Source organism: Chitinimonas prasina, assembly GCF_030160395.1.
GTDB lineage: Bacteria > Pseudomonadota > Gammaproteobacteria > Burkholderiales > Chitinimonadaceae > Chitinimonas > Chitinimonas prasina.
This window is the reverse complement of sequence record NZ_BSOG01000007.1, coordinates 64,177-77,947: the sequence shown is the minus strand read 5'-3', so window position 1 is coordinate 77,947 and position 13,771 is coordinate 64,177. Positions and strand designations below refer to the sequence as shown.

Annotated in this window: 14 protein-coding genes; 4 read left to right on the top strand and 10 right to left on the bottom strand. The window is 62.8% G+C overall.

Features of this window, described 5'->3' with window-relative positions:
- Nucleotides 1–141 precede the first annotated feature (141 nt).
- The 3 genes from QQK16_RS19785 to QQK16_RS19775 are packed head-to-tail and all read left to right on the top strand — an operon-like array spanning nt 142 to nt 2,459.
- Complete coding sequence (locus QQK16_RS19785; RefSeq protein WP_284198222.1) at nt 142–867, top strand: hypothetical protein; 726 nt, start codon at nt 142–144, stop codon at nt 865–867.
- A 7-nt stretch (nt 868–874) separates the two neighbouring features.
- Complete coding sequence (locus tag QQK16_RS19780) at nt 875–1,513, top strand: RNA polymerase sigma factor (protein WP_284198221.1); 639 nt, start codon at nt 875–877, stop codon at nt 1,511–1,513.
- A 10-nt stretch (nt 1,514–1,523) separates the two neighbouring features.
- Nucleotides 1,524–2,459, top strand: a complete 936-nt coding sequence (locus QQK16_RS19775; RefSeq protein WP_284198220.1) for a hypothetical protein — start codon at nt 1,524–1,526, stop codon at nt 2,457–2,459.
- A gap of 36 nt (nt 2,460–2,495) precedes the next feature.
- Here QQK16_RS19775 and QQK16_RS19770 read toward each other — a convergent pair whose 3' ends face one another.
- On the bottom strand, nt 2,496–2,714 hold the full coding sequence (locus tag QQK16_RS19770) for a DUF3330 domain-containing protein (RefSeq protein WP_284198219.1): 219 nt from the start codon (nt 2,712–2,714) through the stop codon (nt 2,496–2,498).
- A gap of 992 nt (nt 2,715–3,706) precedes the next feature.
- Here QQK16_RS19770 and QQK16_RS19765 point away from each other — a divergent pair.
- Nucleotides 3,707–4,468 carry a metallophosphoesterase gene (locus tag QQK16_RS19765; protein ID WP_284198218.1) on the top strand — a complete coding sequence of 254 codons (762 nt, stop codon included), beginning with the start codon at nt 3,707–3,709 and terminating at the stop codon, nt 4,466–4,468.
- 89 nt (nt 4,469–4,557) lie between these two features.
- On the opposite strand, the gene QQK16_RS19760 is transcribed toward QQK16_RS19765, so the two are convergent.
- From QQK16_RS19760 to QQK16_RS19720, 9 genes are all read right to left on the bottom strand, one after another.
- Complete coding sequence (locus QQK16_RS19760) at nt 4,558–5,643, bottom strand: hypothetical protein (RefSeq protein ID WP_284198217.1); 1,086 nt, start codon at nt 5,641–5,643, stop codon at nt 4,558–4,560.
- 35 nt (nt 5,644–5,678) lie between these two features.
- The gene (locus tag QQK16_RS19755) at nt 5,679–6,437 is read right to left on the bottom strand and encodes a substrate-binding periplasmic protein (RefSeq protein ID WP_284198216.1); all 759 of its coding nucleotides are present in this window, start codon (nt 6,435–6,437) and stop codon (nt 5,679–5,681) included.
- Between the two features lie 55 nt (nt 6,438–6,492).
- Nucleotides 6,493–7,635 (bottom strand): SPFH domain-containing protein, encoded by a 1,143-nt coding sequence (locus QQK16_RS19750; protein WP_284198215.1) that lies wholly within the window; start codon nt 7,633–7,635, stop codon nt 6,493–6,495.
- A gap of 68 nt (nt 7,636–7,703) precedes the next feature.
- Complete coding sequence (locus QQK16_RS19745) at nt 7,704–8,378, bottom strand: TIGR01621 family pseudouridine synthase (RefSeq protein WP_284198214.1); 675 nt, start codon at nt 8,376–8,378, stop codon at nt 7,704–7,706.
- Nucleotides 8,378–9,148, bottom strand: coding sequence for a substrate-binding periplasmic protein (locus QQK16_RS19740; protein WP_284198213.1), 771 nt, complete (start codon nt 9,146–9,148; stop codon nt 8,378–8,380). Before QQK16_RS19740 ends, QQK16_RS19745 begins: the two co-directional genes overlap by 1 nt.
- Before the next feature lie 66 nt (nt 9,149–9,214).
- Nucleotides 9,215–9,928 (bottom strand): SapC family protein, encoded by a 714-nt coding sequence (locus QQK16_RS19735; protein WP_284198212.1) that lies wholly within the window; start codon nt 9,926–9,928, stop codon nt 9,215–9,217.
- 47 nt (nt 9,929–9,975) lie between these two features.
- On the bottom strand, nt 9,976–10,863 hold the full coding sequence (locus QQK16_RS19730; RefSeq protein ID WP_284198211.1) for a DMT family transporter: 888 nt from the start codon (nt 10,861–10,863) through the stop codon (nt 9,976–9,978).
- Nucleotides 10,864–10,874: 11 nt separating this feature from the next.
- On the bottom strand, nt 10,875–12,101 hold the full coding sequence (locus QQK16_RS19725) for an MFS transporter (protein WP_284198210.1): 1,227 nt from the start codon (nt 12,099–12,101) through the stop codon (nt 10,875–10,877).
- 181 nt (nt 12,102–12,282) lie between these two features.
- On the bottom strand, nt 12,283–13,635 hold the full coding sequence (locus QQK16_RS19720) for an anti-phage deoxyguanosine triphosphatase (RefSeq protein WP_284198209.1): 1,353 nt from the start codon (nt 13,633–13,635) through the stop codon (nt 12,283–12,285).
- Nucleotides 13,636–13,771 lie beyond the last annotated feature (136 nt).

Sequence of the window (13,771 nt, the reverse complement as noted above, 5' to 3'; positions counted from 1 at the left end):
GCGGCCTGGCAGGCTAGGCTTTTCCCTGATAGCGGCAGCATGCCGGGAACCAGACGGCGAGCCCGCTACCAAAGCAAGCCCGCACGCTGCCTGCAGGGCTGGCCTGCACAACAACAATCGATAGAAAGAGGAAGAATGGTCATGCGCCAAAGAAACTACCTGTGGCTCCCCCTGGTTCCGCTGCTGCTCAGCGCCTGCAATACCGAGGTTGGCGTGGGTACACCCGAGCAGCCAGGCACCAACCTGACCTATGAGTACAACCTGGATACCAGCGCACAGGGCTGGGTATCCGGCTTTGCCGATTTTGAGCAAGGCCAGGATACCTACTACGAGCTGACATCGTCCTGGCGTGCCTTGCCCGTGCCGTTTACGGTCAGAGGCATACATATGAGCGGCAACAACCACAGTACCGATCTGTGGATGTATGTGAAGCGCAAGATCGACAAGCTCAAGCCCAACCAGGCCTACAAGCTGACCTTTGAGGCGGAGTTCGCTAGCAACGGCAGCGCAAACTGCACCGGCGGAACCGGCTCGCCAGGGGAGTCGGTCTTCCTCAAGGCTGGGGCCAGCGTGCAGGAACCACTAGCCCTGGTGGACGCCAACAAGAACTGGCGGATGAACTGGGACAAGGGTAACCAGGAAACCAGTGGCCGCGATACCCGGGTACTGGGCAATGTCGCCACCGACAGCACCGATTGCGTCAACCGCCCCTACCGCAACAAGCTGCTGAGCAACAGCAGCAACCCGCTGTCGCTGACCACCAACGGTTCGGGCGAGCTGTGGGTGATGTTTGGCACCGATTCCGGCTACCGGGGCCTCAGTGGCATCTATTACACCCGCTTGAAGATCACTGCCAAAGAGGGCTGATCAGCCAGTGGAAGGCTACCACCCCAGCGTGGACAGTGCAGGCGGCGAGTCCGGCATTCCGCTACACTCGCCTGCCATGCAGCCCGCCCATGACGATACTGCCTTGATGCTTGCCTACGCCGGTGGCGAGGCGGTGGCGTTCGAGCGCCTGTACGCCCTGCACAAAGCCGGCTTGTACGGCTTTCTGCACCGGCAGTCGCCCCGTACAGCCTGGGTTGATGATGTGTTTCAGGAAACCTGGCTGGCGGTCGTCAACGCCCGCCACGATTATCGGCCCACGGCCAGCTTCCGTACCTGGCTGTTCGGCATCGCCCGCAACAAGCTGATAGACCGGATACGATTGAAGGAACCCGCCCTGCTGGGCGACTTTCTGAATGAGGACGACGAGGACCCGCTGGCCCGTGTAGCGGGAGACAGCCGCCAAGAGCCCGCCAGCCGCCTGGAAGGCAAGCAAGCGGGCCAGGCACTGGACACCGCCTTGCGTGCATTGCCTGCGGTGCAGCGTGAAGTGTTCCTGCTGCGCGAGCAGGCCGATATGAGCCTGGAAGACATTGCCGCATTGACCGGCGTGCCCATGGAAACGGCCAAGAGCCGGCTACGCTATGCCGTGGCCAAGCTCAAAGCCACGCTGGCGGGGGTAAGCTGAGATGGACACCATGAAACCCGATGACGACGACAAGGCACTGAGCCAGGCCTACGCGGCACTGGAACAACCCTTGCCGCCGCCAGCACTGGACAGCGCCATCCTGGCTGCCGCCCGTAATGCAGTACAAGACGGCGCCAAGGTCATCCCCTTCCCTGCCCGGCCCCGCCGCAACTGGGGCGTCCCCCTGGGATTGGCCGCCACGGTCATGCTGGCCCTGGGTGTCAGCCTGCAACTGCGCGACAGCGAGGAAACCCGGCTGGACGAGCCCATGCTGGCAGCAGAGATGTCAGACCCTGTGGCGGTGCCAGAAGCCACGGCGGCCCCGCCTGCCAATGCAGCGGTCGGGAGCAAAGATGAAAAGAATCTGGAATCGGCAAGCACCGCCGCAGCCGCTCCTCCGCCACCGCAAGAAGAACCGGTGACCAGCAGCGTACCGGCTACCCGCCGCAGCCTCGCACAGCCTCGCCAGATACCGCCGGCAGAGATGCGCCCAGCGATGGAGCCGGGGTTGATGGAAAGCGCCAAGCATGCGGCACCAGCTGCCTTGGCCGCACCAGCACCGGAACCAGAACCGGCGCAGGAAGCCGAATCGAAAGCTGGCGACCCAATGGCCAGGCAGGACAAACGCAGTCAACCCGCCCTGGCACCGGCCGCACCGGCACCGCAGGCGATGCCCGCACCGGCACCTGCTGCGGCCAAGCCTGCCGCCGGCCGCAGCCAGGAGCATACCGCCCCAGCGCTACGCAAGATGCTGGAAAGCATGCCACCACCGACGACCAAACCGGACGCTACACCGGAGCGCTGGATTACCAGCATCCGCCAGTTGTTGGAGGTGGGAAAGGAAGATGAGGCGCGCAGGCAAGTCCGGCTGCTACAGCAGCGCTGGCCAGACCACCCTTTGCCAAGGGAGCTGCGCTACCTGCTAGAGGACGCAGCCCAGCCCTGACGGGAGGTTTTCAGAAGGCGAGAAGGCCGGGTGACACTAAGCTTCGGCAGCCTTCTCTCCAGCCGGTGGCGGCTCTGGCACCACGGCGCCGGTCTGAGCCTGCCACTGCACGTAGCATTCCAGCCCGCAGACGGCCGCCACATAATCGGTAGCTTCGCTGCTGGCGGCTTCAGAAGCAGGAATCTCGGCCAGGCATACCTGGCAATTCAACGTGGGCAGGGCCGGTACCTGTGCCTGGGTGGGATGAGCATGCATGGCAATCTCCTGGTAAGCAGCATGGCTGCACCGATACACTCCCCTAGAGCCTATTCAGGGTCTTTTCGTCTCGTCGCGGCCCGCTGGGCATACCCGAACAATGGCTGGCACAAGGAATTAAGCGCCGACCATAACGGCCTAACGCCGCATACAGGCTCTCACACCACACTACGCCCACCCCAGCAGCTTGTGAAGTTGATACAGGCAATCAATCCGATAGCCGGCGCTATCCCAATCCTCACAAGCCAAGCTAACGTCATAGCAAGGATGCCTGATTTCTCGCCATCGATCAGCGTCCTGCCTGGGAGGAACGGCCTCTCTTAGCGCAGCGCCGACACCAGCTCCACTGCACGCACGCTGCCGATTCTCGCTTCTCCAGCGGGACCTCGGCCAGCAGGAGAACGATCGTTTGCGCATGATCACCTTCGGGCTTGGCAACTTGGTCCAACAAGTCGCCCATCGAGCACCTCAGCGCTCCGGAAATGTCCTGCCGCCAGAAAATCGCCGGAGCGACCACCCCATTCTCCATCCTGCTGAAGGTCTGCTTCGACAGCCCAACCTGCTCCCCCAGCCATTCCTGGCTATGTCCCAGGTCCAACGCGCGTCGGCGCGCAGCAATCGCCCGCTCCACCGCGGGCAAGATCAGCCCACTTGGCTTCTAACTGTTCACTAGCCCCTTGTTCGGTCGTCCTGTGTTGCGCACCTGTGTAATCGCTTCACGCTACTTTCGGCCGGCCAATTCATACGATGTCGCAAAGCGCCCATCATGTATCCCTATCGCGTACCTATTTGCGGCACCGGCTCTTAGCCGGCCATGCAGAAGGGCCATTTGAACGCCAAGGGAGCCATCAAAGGCATGTGGAACAAACGACTTTTGGCCAGCCGGGCGCGGAGAGCGTTACCGCATGTCTCCGCGTAACCTTGTCCTGGTCGTTGCAGCCATAGGGCCGGCCTAGGCTTGTTGTAGCAGCGTTGCCTGCTAGACTCGCCCTATGAAAATCCGTATCTATTCCGACATTCATCTGGAGTTCTGCGCCTTCGCGCCACCGAAACTCGAGGCCGACGTCGTCGTTCTCGCCGGCGACATCGGAGTGGGTGCCAAAGCCATCACCTGGGCAGGCTGCGCATTCCCTGACACGCCGGTCATCTACGTGGTGGGGAACCACGAATTTTATGGCAGCAGCGTCGAGGCAACCTGGGAAGACTTGCGCCGCGTCTGCCCACCGAACGTCCACTTACTGGAGAACGAATCGGTCGTGATCGACGACATGCGTTTCCTGGGCTGCACGCTGTGGACCGACTATGCCTTGTTCGGCACATATACGCAGTTGGGCGCCATGGACGAAGCTGCCGGCAGCATGTCGGACCACATCCGCATCTCGACGCGCGCAGGCAGATCCAAGCGGCCTTTCGAACCACGCGATGCGCTGGCGACACATGTGCGCAGCCGAAGGTGGCTGGAGGAAGAGCTGGCCACCGGCCAAGCTACCAATACCGTGGTTGTGACCCACCACGCGCCGCATCGGAACAGCATTGCGCCGGATTACGCTACTGATCTGCTTTCTGCCGCATATGCGAGCGACCTGGGCCATTTAATGGGCAAGTCAGGGCTGTGGATCCACGGCCACATGCACAAGTCCTTCGACTACCGCGTTGACGGCACGCGGGTGGTATGCAATCCGCGCGGGTACCGGCTCAGCCACGGCGAGATGGAAAACCGGGACTTCGATCCAGGCTTGGTCGTTGAGGTGTAGCCGTGTTCATCCGAGCAGCGTTAGTCAGCTAGAGCGCCGCATAACATAGGCTTAGCTTGCGGGCGTTGGGCGCCCCCGCCAGGCAGCAGCTATTCCCCGCTCAGGTAGATCACCACAAACAGCAGCAGCAAGGCCAGCAGGATGGCGCCGGCGATCTTCCAGGCCGACCAGGGACGTTCGCCCTGGACTTCGCCAGTCTGGCCATTGACGACAAAGCGCCAGGTCTTGCCGCCATACTGGTAGCTGGATAACCAGATGGGCAACAGGATGTGCTTGAAGGTGATGTCGTAGTAGTGCGGCGACATATTGTGTATGCGCTGCTCGTCACCACCGATGTCACGCCGGATGGCCTCCCGGATGGTGGGCTCCATCAGCCCCTGCGCTGCGGTAAAGCCTGGTTGCAGGCCCAGTTGGTAGGCTTCCACGGTAAAGCCGGTGAGGTAGTCCTCGCGATACGGCTGCAGCTTTTCCAGGCGCCAGGGTTGCAGTCCATGCAGGTACTGCGTGGGCAGCGACTGGGTTGCCGGCACGGTGACATCGTCAAAACCCACGTGGACCTCGCCCACAGCCGAAGACCAGCGGGTACGGCGTACCTGCCGGGTCTTGGTGACACCGTTGTCGGTATAGGTCTCGCTCACATAGTAGTAGTCGCCCCGCTCGCCACGGTAGGGCGTGTCGGTATTGGCATCATACGTCCAGTAAGGCAGGTAGATGCCCTTCAAGCCGCTGGCGGCGCGGTAGGCTTGCTTCAGGGCATTGGGGGCGAACCACAGCCCATGTATCCAGTCCTTGAAGCTGGCCCTGGCCTGGTTTTCCTTGATCTCGAACGGCGCTACCGCCTTGGGCTGTATGGTGCGCTGGGCATAGGCATTGCTGGCGATCAGCGGCACGGCACAGAAGGGGCAGCGGTCTGCCGTGGTATTGGCCGGCAGCTGCGATGCGGCACCGCAGCCGGGGCACTTCACCGTCTGTCGCTCTATCTGCGGCTCATTGCCAGCTGCCTGGGCCAGGTAAGCCTGGTAATCGAGTTCGGCTACTGCGGTTTCCTGCTCTGCTGCGTCCGCCACCGCGATGGCGTTCTGCGCACCGCAATAAGGACACTGGAGCGCGTGCTGGCCAGGCGCGAATTCAAGCTTGGCACCGCAGGCCGTGCAAGGGTAATGGTTGGTGGTCATGTAGGCTGACGACTAGGTCGGGTCGAAGGTTGAGGTTAGGGCTTGTGCTTGCCGAGTGCATTGTCGACTTGCTGTGCCGTGACTTGCCGCAGCGCGCGGTCGATGAAACCATCCTTGCGCATGGCCAGCAAGGCTTGCTCAAGCGGCACGATCAGATGGGTGTTGCGGGTATGGACATAATGGTAGACCGGTATGCTGTAGAACTCCTGCACCAGCAAACGGGTATCCGCTGCCAACTCCCCGCGCTGGCGCATGCCCGCTAGTACGGCCGGCATGCTGATGGGGCTGCCCAGCACGACATCGACCCTGCCCGCCAGCAACATGCGCACCATGGCATCGGGCGTCGTGGCGAAACTGACATCCATGCCAGCCGTCCTGGCTTCTACCACCTTGACGCCGCGCTGCGCCGCCAGCCGCCAGCCCCGCAGGTCTTCCCAGTCACGTACCACGATTTCCGGCTTGAGCGTCAGGGCCGCCACGGTGAGCGACAAGGGTGAGGTCGGGACGACACGCAGATTGCTGTATTGCTGCTCCATCCCAGCGATACGCCCCAGCTCGGCGTCATACTTGCCGGCATCCACTACCGCCAATGAACGCAGACCGGGCAGCTTCTCCAGCTGCATCTCGTAGCCTATGCGCCGGTAAGCCTCGCGCAGGACCAGCTCCCCCACCTGCACGGTGGCGTCCATGCCCTCAGGCGCGGCGACACGCACCGCCGGCAGGGCTGGTGGCGGTGCAGCCGCCAACAGCACGCTACAGAGCAACAGCAGGACCTGGCCGAGCATTCGTATCATGGCGATGGCGGGGTGGTGAAAGAAACCCGGCGCCCACGGCGCCGGGTAGACCACATTACTGCGGTATGGGTGGTGGCATATGAGCAAACAGGGCTGCCAGTTCCGGCTGCTCGCCGGCCTTGCCCCAGGCGGCCATGCCGGCCTTCCAGACCAGGCTGTCACGATTGAAGCTACCCGCCTGCAGCTGCCCTTGCAGTGCCGCCAGGTCGAACGGGCCGGCCTGTTGGCCGTTCACCGCCACATGGAAGCTGACCGCACCCGGTATAGGCGGCGGAACCGGCGCCGCTGGCGCAGGCGCCGTACCGGAGATGCCGCCACCGGCCTGGGCAGGCTGCTGGAACAGGTTACCCATGCCCTGGTTGAGCATGCCGCCCACCCCTATGCCCATCATGGTACCGGCCATGCCGGGGTTCTGCGCAGCATCGCGCATGGCCTGGGCTGCCTGGTACTGGCCAAACTGCTGCATATTGCCGATGGCACGCATGGCGCCTTGCTGGTCGATGGCTTTTTCGACTTCTTCGGGCAGGCCGATGTCCTGCACCTGTATCTCACACAGTTCCAGGCCCATACCGGCGAAATCGCCCGCGATACGCTCACGTATCTTCTCGCCGACCAGGGTGACCTTGCCTTCCAGGTCTATCACCGGCACGCCGATCTCCGGCATCACTTCCTTGATACGGGTACCAACCTTGCCGCGCAGGTTGGCCTCGATATCCTCGGTGGTGAACTCTGCCTTGGTGCCCATGATGTCGACCAGAAAGGTCTTGGCATCGGCAATACGGATCACATAAAGGCCAAAGGCGGTAACCCGCACCGCGCCGAACTCCGGATCGCGCATGGTGGCCGGGCCTGCCGTGCCCCATTTGAGATCGGTGAACTTGCGGGTGTTGAAGAAATACACCTCAGCCTTGAAAGGCGAATTGAAGCCATACTTCCAACCCTTGAGGGTGGCCAGTATGGGCATGTTCTCGGTATTGAGGGTGTACATGCCGGGCGTGAACACATCGGCCACCTGGTTCTTGCCCAGTTGCCCCTCGTTCACCACCACGGCCAGCTGGCCTTCGCGCACCGTGAGCTTTGCGCCCATCTTGAGTTCATTCTGATGCCGCTCGAAACGATGGGCCATCACCTCAGGCCTGTCCTCGGTCCACTCGACAATATCGATAAACTCAGCGGTGAGCTTGTTCCACAGACTCATTTCCATACTCCTTATGTATTGATCCCCCGGCTGCCTGGCAACCCGGAGGTTTACAACAATAGCCCTAGTCAGCTTCTAGGCCAAGCAAGACACCACGGTTCGGCAAAACGACCAAAGGCAAGCTGCCCACCGGGGCTATGCCAGTGCTCGCCCTCGCGGGGTGGGCAGGCATAACGGTAGTGGGTCTCGCCCAGGCTGAATTCAAGGGCATAGGCATGCAGATAGCCCCGGTCCGCCTCGCTGCCGCCGTAGCGCACATCCCCCAGTATGGGGCTGCCCAGCGCCTTGAGGGCCACCCGTATCTGGTGTGTGCGGCCGGTCAGCGGCCTGACTATAAAGGCGCGCTGGCCATTGCCTACGCCTGCGGTGAAGAACTGGGTCACCGCCGGATCCTGGCGGCTTTGCAACAGACGCCAGCTGCCATTGCGGCCTTTTTCCATATCGCCGCTGAGCGTGCCCTGCTTCTTGCCAGGCGCACGGTCCGACAGCGCCAGGTAGTACTTGCGTATCTGCCGCTGGGCAAACAGCTGGCCAAAATCCGCCGCCGCCTCGGCACCCTTGGCCACCAGCAGCAACCCCGATGTCAGTTGGTCCAGCCGGTGCACTGCATGCAGCTCCCCCACGCCAGTCTGTTCACGCAGCAGCTCCAGCACGCCCCGCTGTTCGCCTTCGCGGTGAAAGCTCTGGCCGGCAGGTTTGTCTATCAGGATGAAGTGCGGCTCGTCCGCAAGCAGGGTCAGCATCAGGGGGAAGTATGCATACGCAGTATGACCTCCAGCTTGCGCTCACGCTGCAAGCGGGCCAGTCCAGTATTGAGAATCTGCAGAAAGGCATCGGCATCCGCCATCTGCGGGCTGATGGCAAAATGGGCCACCACCGGCGGGGTTTCCGGCAGTGGTCGGCCACGCAACAGATCGCCATCGTAGGACAGGCGCCCAAGCCGACGTTGTCCTGCCATCACTTCCAGTGTTTCGATCAATATCTCGCAGCGCCCGAAGGCCAGCTTGGCCATGGCCGCCGGGTAATCCAGCGCACCGTTGTCCATCTGTTCTGGCCGCAGGCGGGTAAAGCCATAGTTGTAGCCATACAGGCCACACACTTGGTACCGGCTCAGCTCATCCAGCTGGCGTATCTGCAAACCCTGCGGATAGCGCCTGTGCAGATAGAAGTAACCCGGCTGAAACCGCAGATAGGCATCGCTGAAGCGATAAAGCCGCGCCCGTTCCGGGCTGTGCAGCATGCCCATGGCCAGCTGGAAGCGCTGGCCTAGCTCCACCTCACGCTGGCAACGCAACCAGGGCAACAATGCAAACTCGACCCGGTAACCACTGCCCTGCAGGGCGGCGCGCAATACATCGGGTGAATACCCGGCCACTTCGGCGGTCTTGCTACCGTCGACGCGCTTGAAATAGCTGGAGGGTATCCACTCCCCCTCGCCACCGCAGGCACGCACCACGACCTCGGCCCGCAGCGGCAGGGAACACACCAGAATCAGCAGCAGTAAACGCAACATGGCGACGCTCATCATGCCGGGCTTCCAGCATAGACCGAGGACGTCGCCATGTGTTCAACAGACTGATCAGGCGGCAGGCGTACGCTTTTGCAGGCGATTGACCAGGCCATCGAGATTGGCCAGCGAGAACAGGTGGGCGTAGATCAGCGACATGGTGCCGTTCTTCAGCCACTCGTCAGCCTTGGCGGCCGAGATATTGCGCAGCTTGGTCTCGTCCACCACCCACATGCCGTCCATGCTGACCGGGCCGCCTGGCAGCTCGGCGCTGGCCGACACCTGATGCAGCAGGCCTTCCTTGCCCAGCTCATTGGCCAGGTCGCCGGAGCGCTTGCCATCGTCGCGCGACTGGAACATCAGTTGCGCAAACTGCTTCATGGCATCGGTGGGCTTGCCGTCGACGAAGATGGCAGCATCTTCTTCGCGCTGCATGGTGCGTGCCACGCTCTCTTCAATGCACAGCACGGCATCGTCGTTCTCGACTTCGACGGTGACAAAGGGGAAGCGGCGCACGAAGAAGGGGATATAGGGCGCATCCCAGTTGCCATCGGCATCGACAAACAGGTTCTCCTGGGCACGCATGCCCAGCATCACGGTGGGGGAGTAGGTCTTTTCACCGGTTTCAGCAAACACGATGGCGTAGTCGCGCATCAGCGAGGAGAACTCGGCGCCGACCACGGGTACGGCATGCACCTTGGCAGCAAAATTGAAGCTCTGCGCCAGACTCAGTTTCAGGTCAGCATGCTTGGTAGCATCCAGCGGGACGACGTTGTTGTAGAACATGGGTATTACCTCGAAGGTGACCCTGGGCGCATGCCCAGGCCATTGAATTATTCCGGCGGTGTGCCGCTGGCAGGTGACTTCGCCAACAGCAGGACGGCAGCGATGATAACCGCACCGCCCAAGCACTGCGAGACCGACAGTCGTTCACCCAGCAAGCAGGCGGCCAATACCACGGTCACCACCGGCTCGAAAGTGGACAACATGGCGGCTTCAGAGGCGCCCACGCGTGCCAGCCCGGCAAAGAAGGCCAGTGCGGCTAACACGCTACACATGACCCCGATAGCGGCGATGGCCGCCCAGCCCAAAGGGCTGCGCGGCATGACGGGCGCTTGCCACAGCGACACCAGCAAGAAAGTCAGGGCGCCCCCCAGCATGACCACGGTTGCACTGGGCAAGGCCCCGGCCTGGGGAGTCAGCTTGGTACCCACGGCGATATAGACCGAATAGATCAGCGCAGCCCCCAGGCCAAAGGCGATGCCCACCGGCGAGCCGGACAAGGCATCGCCCACTGTCAGCGCCAGGCCGGCCGAAGCCAGCAGCAGGGCCACCACCTTGCGACGGGTCAAAGGCTCATGCAGCCAGACCGCCGCTATCAGGGTGACGATGACCGGAAAGGTGTAGAGCAACAGGGCCGTCAGCGAAGCACTGGCATACCTGAGCGCGGTGAAATAGCTGAAGGCCTGGCCGGCATAGCCCACGGCCCCCATGGCCAGCAAGCCCAGCGCCAGCTTGCCCCGTGGCCAGCGCTCGCGACGCAGCAGCATCAGGACGGCCAGCAAGGCGCCGGCAATGACAAAACGCAGCAACAACACGGCCTGGGTATCCGCCCCTTCGGCATACGCCAGCCGGCCGAACAACGGCATCACCCCGAAGCACAGGGCTGACAGCAGTATCAGCAGTGCGCCGCTGAGACGGCGGTTGTTGAGCAGGGACACGAACTACCTCACTATCCTTGTTGCGGCATGACAGCAGCTGGGCTGCGGCCATGCAACGGCGCCAGCAGCCAGCCCAGCAGCGCACTGATCAGCAAAGCGCCGCCCGCCAGCAAGGTGGCCGTGCCGGCACCCAAGTACTGTGCCGCCACACCCAGCAACAGCAGGCCTAACGGGCCGGCACCAAAGCTGATGGCGCCCATGCCTGTAAAGACTTGGCCTGCCAGCGCCTTGGGGGTTTCTTCTTGCAGCAGGGTCTGCTGCAGGGGGTTGCCGGCCCCCAACAGCAGGCCGGCCAACGCTGAAGCGGCCAGCAAACCCGCTGGCGCCTGGGCCAGGCCGCACAACACAATGGCCAGCGCCGTGCATAGCTGCCCGCCATAGAAGATGGCACTGCGGCTGAAATAGCGGCTCAGGCGCGCAAAGGCCAGCGCCCCCAGCGTGGCACAGATGCCAAAGGCCGACAGGCACAGCCCCAGCAGGGTGGTGTTGTGGTGTACCTGTACGGCCAGCAAGGGCAGCAGCAAGCCCAGAAAGGGCGAGAGCACGAAGTTGCCCATCATGCTCAGCAAGGCCAGGGGGAGCAGCCTGGGGTGGCGCAAGATAAAACGCACACCGGCCAAGGCCGATTCATCCTGCTCGCGCCGTGCCCGTACCGGCTTGCGCGGCACCAGCAAGGCCACCAGCAAGGCGCACAGCAGAAAGCTGGCCGCATTGACATACAGCGCGCCGGCCGCCCCCAGCAACCCAACCAGACCGACAGCCAGCATGGGGCCAGCGAAATCAGCGCCATTCTCCAAACCGCCCCGCAAGGCATTGACCCGCTCCAACGGCTGCCGCGCCAACCGCGCAAGGCTGGGCACCAGGATCTGGCGGGCGGCCGAACCACTGGGGTCGAACAAGGCCCCCACGAATACCAGTAGCAGTATCCAGGCCAAAGGCAGCTGGCCATGCCAGGCAAACGCCAGCGGCAGGGCCAGCACCGATACACCGCTCAGCACATCGGCCAGCAAACTGATGCGCCACGGCCCGAACCGGTCTATGGCGCGGCCCCCCACCAGGGCCGCCAGCAGGATGGGCAGCACCGCCACCGCACCCGCCAAGCCCGTCATCAAGGCGGAGCCGGTTTGCTGCAGCACCAGCAAGGGAATGGCCACCGCTGCCACTTGATTACCCAGCAGCGAAAGGGTCTCCGCGCTGACCAGCCCAGCCAGGGGCAAATGGATTTTTTTGAACGACATCAACACTCACTTTGTAAAACAAGTACCCATGCAAGCTGTGGGTGCGGGAAAAAAGCCAGGGATAGTGCCACATCAAGCTACCGTCGCGGCTTGAGACCCACGACATGGTCAGCCCCCTGGTTTCAGGGTGACCAGCGCGGCGTCCAACACACAGTACTGCTTGCGCGCTGATGCCAGGCCCTCACATCACATCGAACACCGACCCCATCTTGGGCATGAACAGCTTCTGGAACTGCCGCGCCGCCTGCTCGTCGGTCAGGCTGGCGACGTGATCGCACACCACCCGGATGGCCGCCTCGGCATCAAGCGCTTCGGCATGCTGGTGGCGGGCCGTCTCGGGCAGGAAGCGCATGGGGTCGCTGGCGTAGACAGAAAACAGGTCACCGACGATGCGCTGGCCCTTGAACTCCAGCATCTGGGTGCCCGGCAAGCCAATAACACGGCTGACCACCATGCCATGCAGACTGCGCAGCAGACAGCGCTCAGCCGGCGGCAGGCTGGCTTGCCAGCGCAACATCGGATGCTGGAAGGCCTCATCCTCCACCAGCACGATGGACAGGATCAAGCGATGGACGATCTCGCCTATGGCCTCCTTGCGCTGATAAGGCTCGCCAAAGAACAGCTTGCCCAGCCTGTCCTGGTCAAACCAGGCCGGTAGATTGTCGGCCCTGGCCATGCTGGCCGCCCAGTCCTGCGGCCGCACCAGATCCAGCGAGGTGGCATCCTCCAGGTCATGCACGCCATAGGAGATATCGTCCGCCAGCTCCATCAATGCGGTATCGAAACCCTTGTGGCAGGGCTTGGCATGCTCCCCCTCAGCGCCAGCGACGATGGCCTGCAGCCGCTCGCGGTCATCGCCGGCAAAGGGTGCCAGCAACCACGCCACGATATCGGCCTCGCTGTCGAGGTAGCATTTGGGCGGTTTCAGTAGGCCGGCCCGCAGCTCGGTCAGGGCCACGCCCGGGTTCAAGGGCTGCTGATTCACCACCTTGCTATAGGGTGCTGGGTACTTGAGCACCCCCAGCAGGCTACGGCGGGTCAGGTTCATGCCGTGCTGCTGGCTGTAGCTTTCCAGCCGCCCAAGTATGCGCAGGGTCTGCCCATTGCCCTCAAAGCCACCATGCTCGCGCATATGGAAATTCAGCGCCATCTCGCCACCATGGCCAAACGGCGGGTGGCCGATATCATGCGCCAGGCAGATACACTGAATCTGCTGGTCGCTGGGCAGGAGCGCGGCCACATCGGCCCGCTGGGCCTCACCCAGGCCCAATGCCGGGCCATGCCCAGCCAGCCGGCGGCGCAAGGCCTGGACTATGCCACTGCCTATGCGTGCCACTTCCAGCGAATGGGTCAGCCGGGTGCGGGGAAAGTCGCTTTCTGCCACACCCAGCGTCTGGGTCTTGCCCTGCAGGCGGCGAAATGCGGCGGAATGGACGATACGGGCGTAGTCACGCTCGTCCTCGGTACGGGTTTCATAACTGCGCTGGCTGACACCGCCCATGCGGTCGGCCAGTTGTTGCATGGATATCGTCATGACATTTACTCCAGAGCCTGTTCTGCGCACCTTGGCCCATGGCCGATGCGCATCCGGTCTTGTTAGGGAAGCGCTGAAAACAGCTTGTTTGCGTCCGCGCGGCGCCTTGGTGGCGGCGCTTCCGACAGGTGATTGA

Coding starts and splice junctions, on each gene's coding strand:
- QQK16_RS19785 (WP_284198222.1), top strand. CDS start 142: ATGCGCCAAAGAAACTACCTGTGGCTCCCCCTGGTTCCGCTGCTGCTC.
- QQK16_RS19775 (WP_284198220.1), top strand. CDS start 1,524: ATGAAACCCGATGACGACGACAAGGCACTGAGCCAGGCCTACGCGGCA.
- QQK16_RS19770 (WP_284198219.1), bottom strand. CDS start 2,714: ATGCATGCTCATCCCACCCAGGCACAGGTACCGGCCCTGCCCACGTTG.
- QQK16_RS19765 (WP_284198218.1), top strand. CDS start 3,707: ATGAAAATCCGTATCTATTCCGACATTCATCTGGAGTTCTGCGCCTTC.
- QQK16_RS19760 (WP_284198217.1), bottom strand. CDS start 5,643: ATGACCACCAACCATTACCCTTGCACGGCCTGCGGTGCCAAGCTTGAA.
- QQK16_RS19755 (WP_284198216.1), bottom strand. CDS start 6,437: ATGATACGAATGCTCGGCCAGGTCCTGCTGTTGCTCTGTAGCGTGCTG.
- QQK16_RS19750 (WP_284198215.1), bottom strand. CDS start 7,635: ATGAGTCTGTGGAACAAGCTCACCGCTGAGTTTATCGATATTGTCGAG.
- QQK16_RS19745 (WP_284198214.1), bottom strand. CDS start 8,378: ATGCTGACCCTGCTTGCGGACGAGCCGCACTTCATCCTGATAGACAAA.
- QQK16_RS19740 (WP_284198213.1), bottom strand. CDS start 9,148: ATGTTGCGTTTACTGCTGCTGATTCTGGTGTGTTCCCTGCCGCTGCGG.
- QQK16_RS19735 (WP_284198212.1), bottom strand. CDS start 9,928: ATGTTCTACAACAACGTCGTCCCGCTGGATGCTACCAAGCATGCTGAC.
- QQK16_RS19725 (WP_284198210.1), bottom strand. CDS start 12,101: ATGTCGTTCAAAAAAATCCATTTGCCCCTGGCTGGGCTGGTCAGCGCG.
- QQK16_RS19720 (WP_284198209.1), bottom strand. CDS start 13,635: ATGACGATATCCATGCAACAACTGGCCGACCGCATGGGCGGTGTCAGC.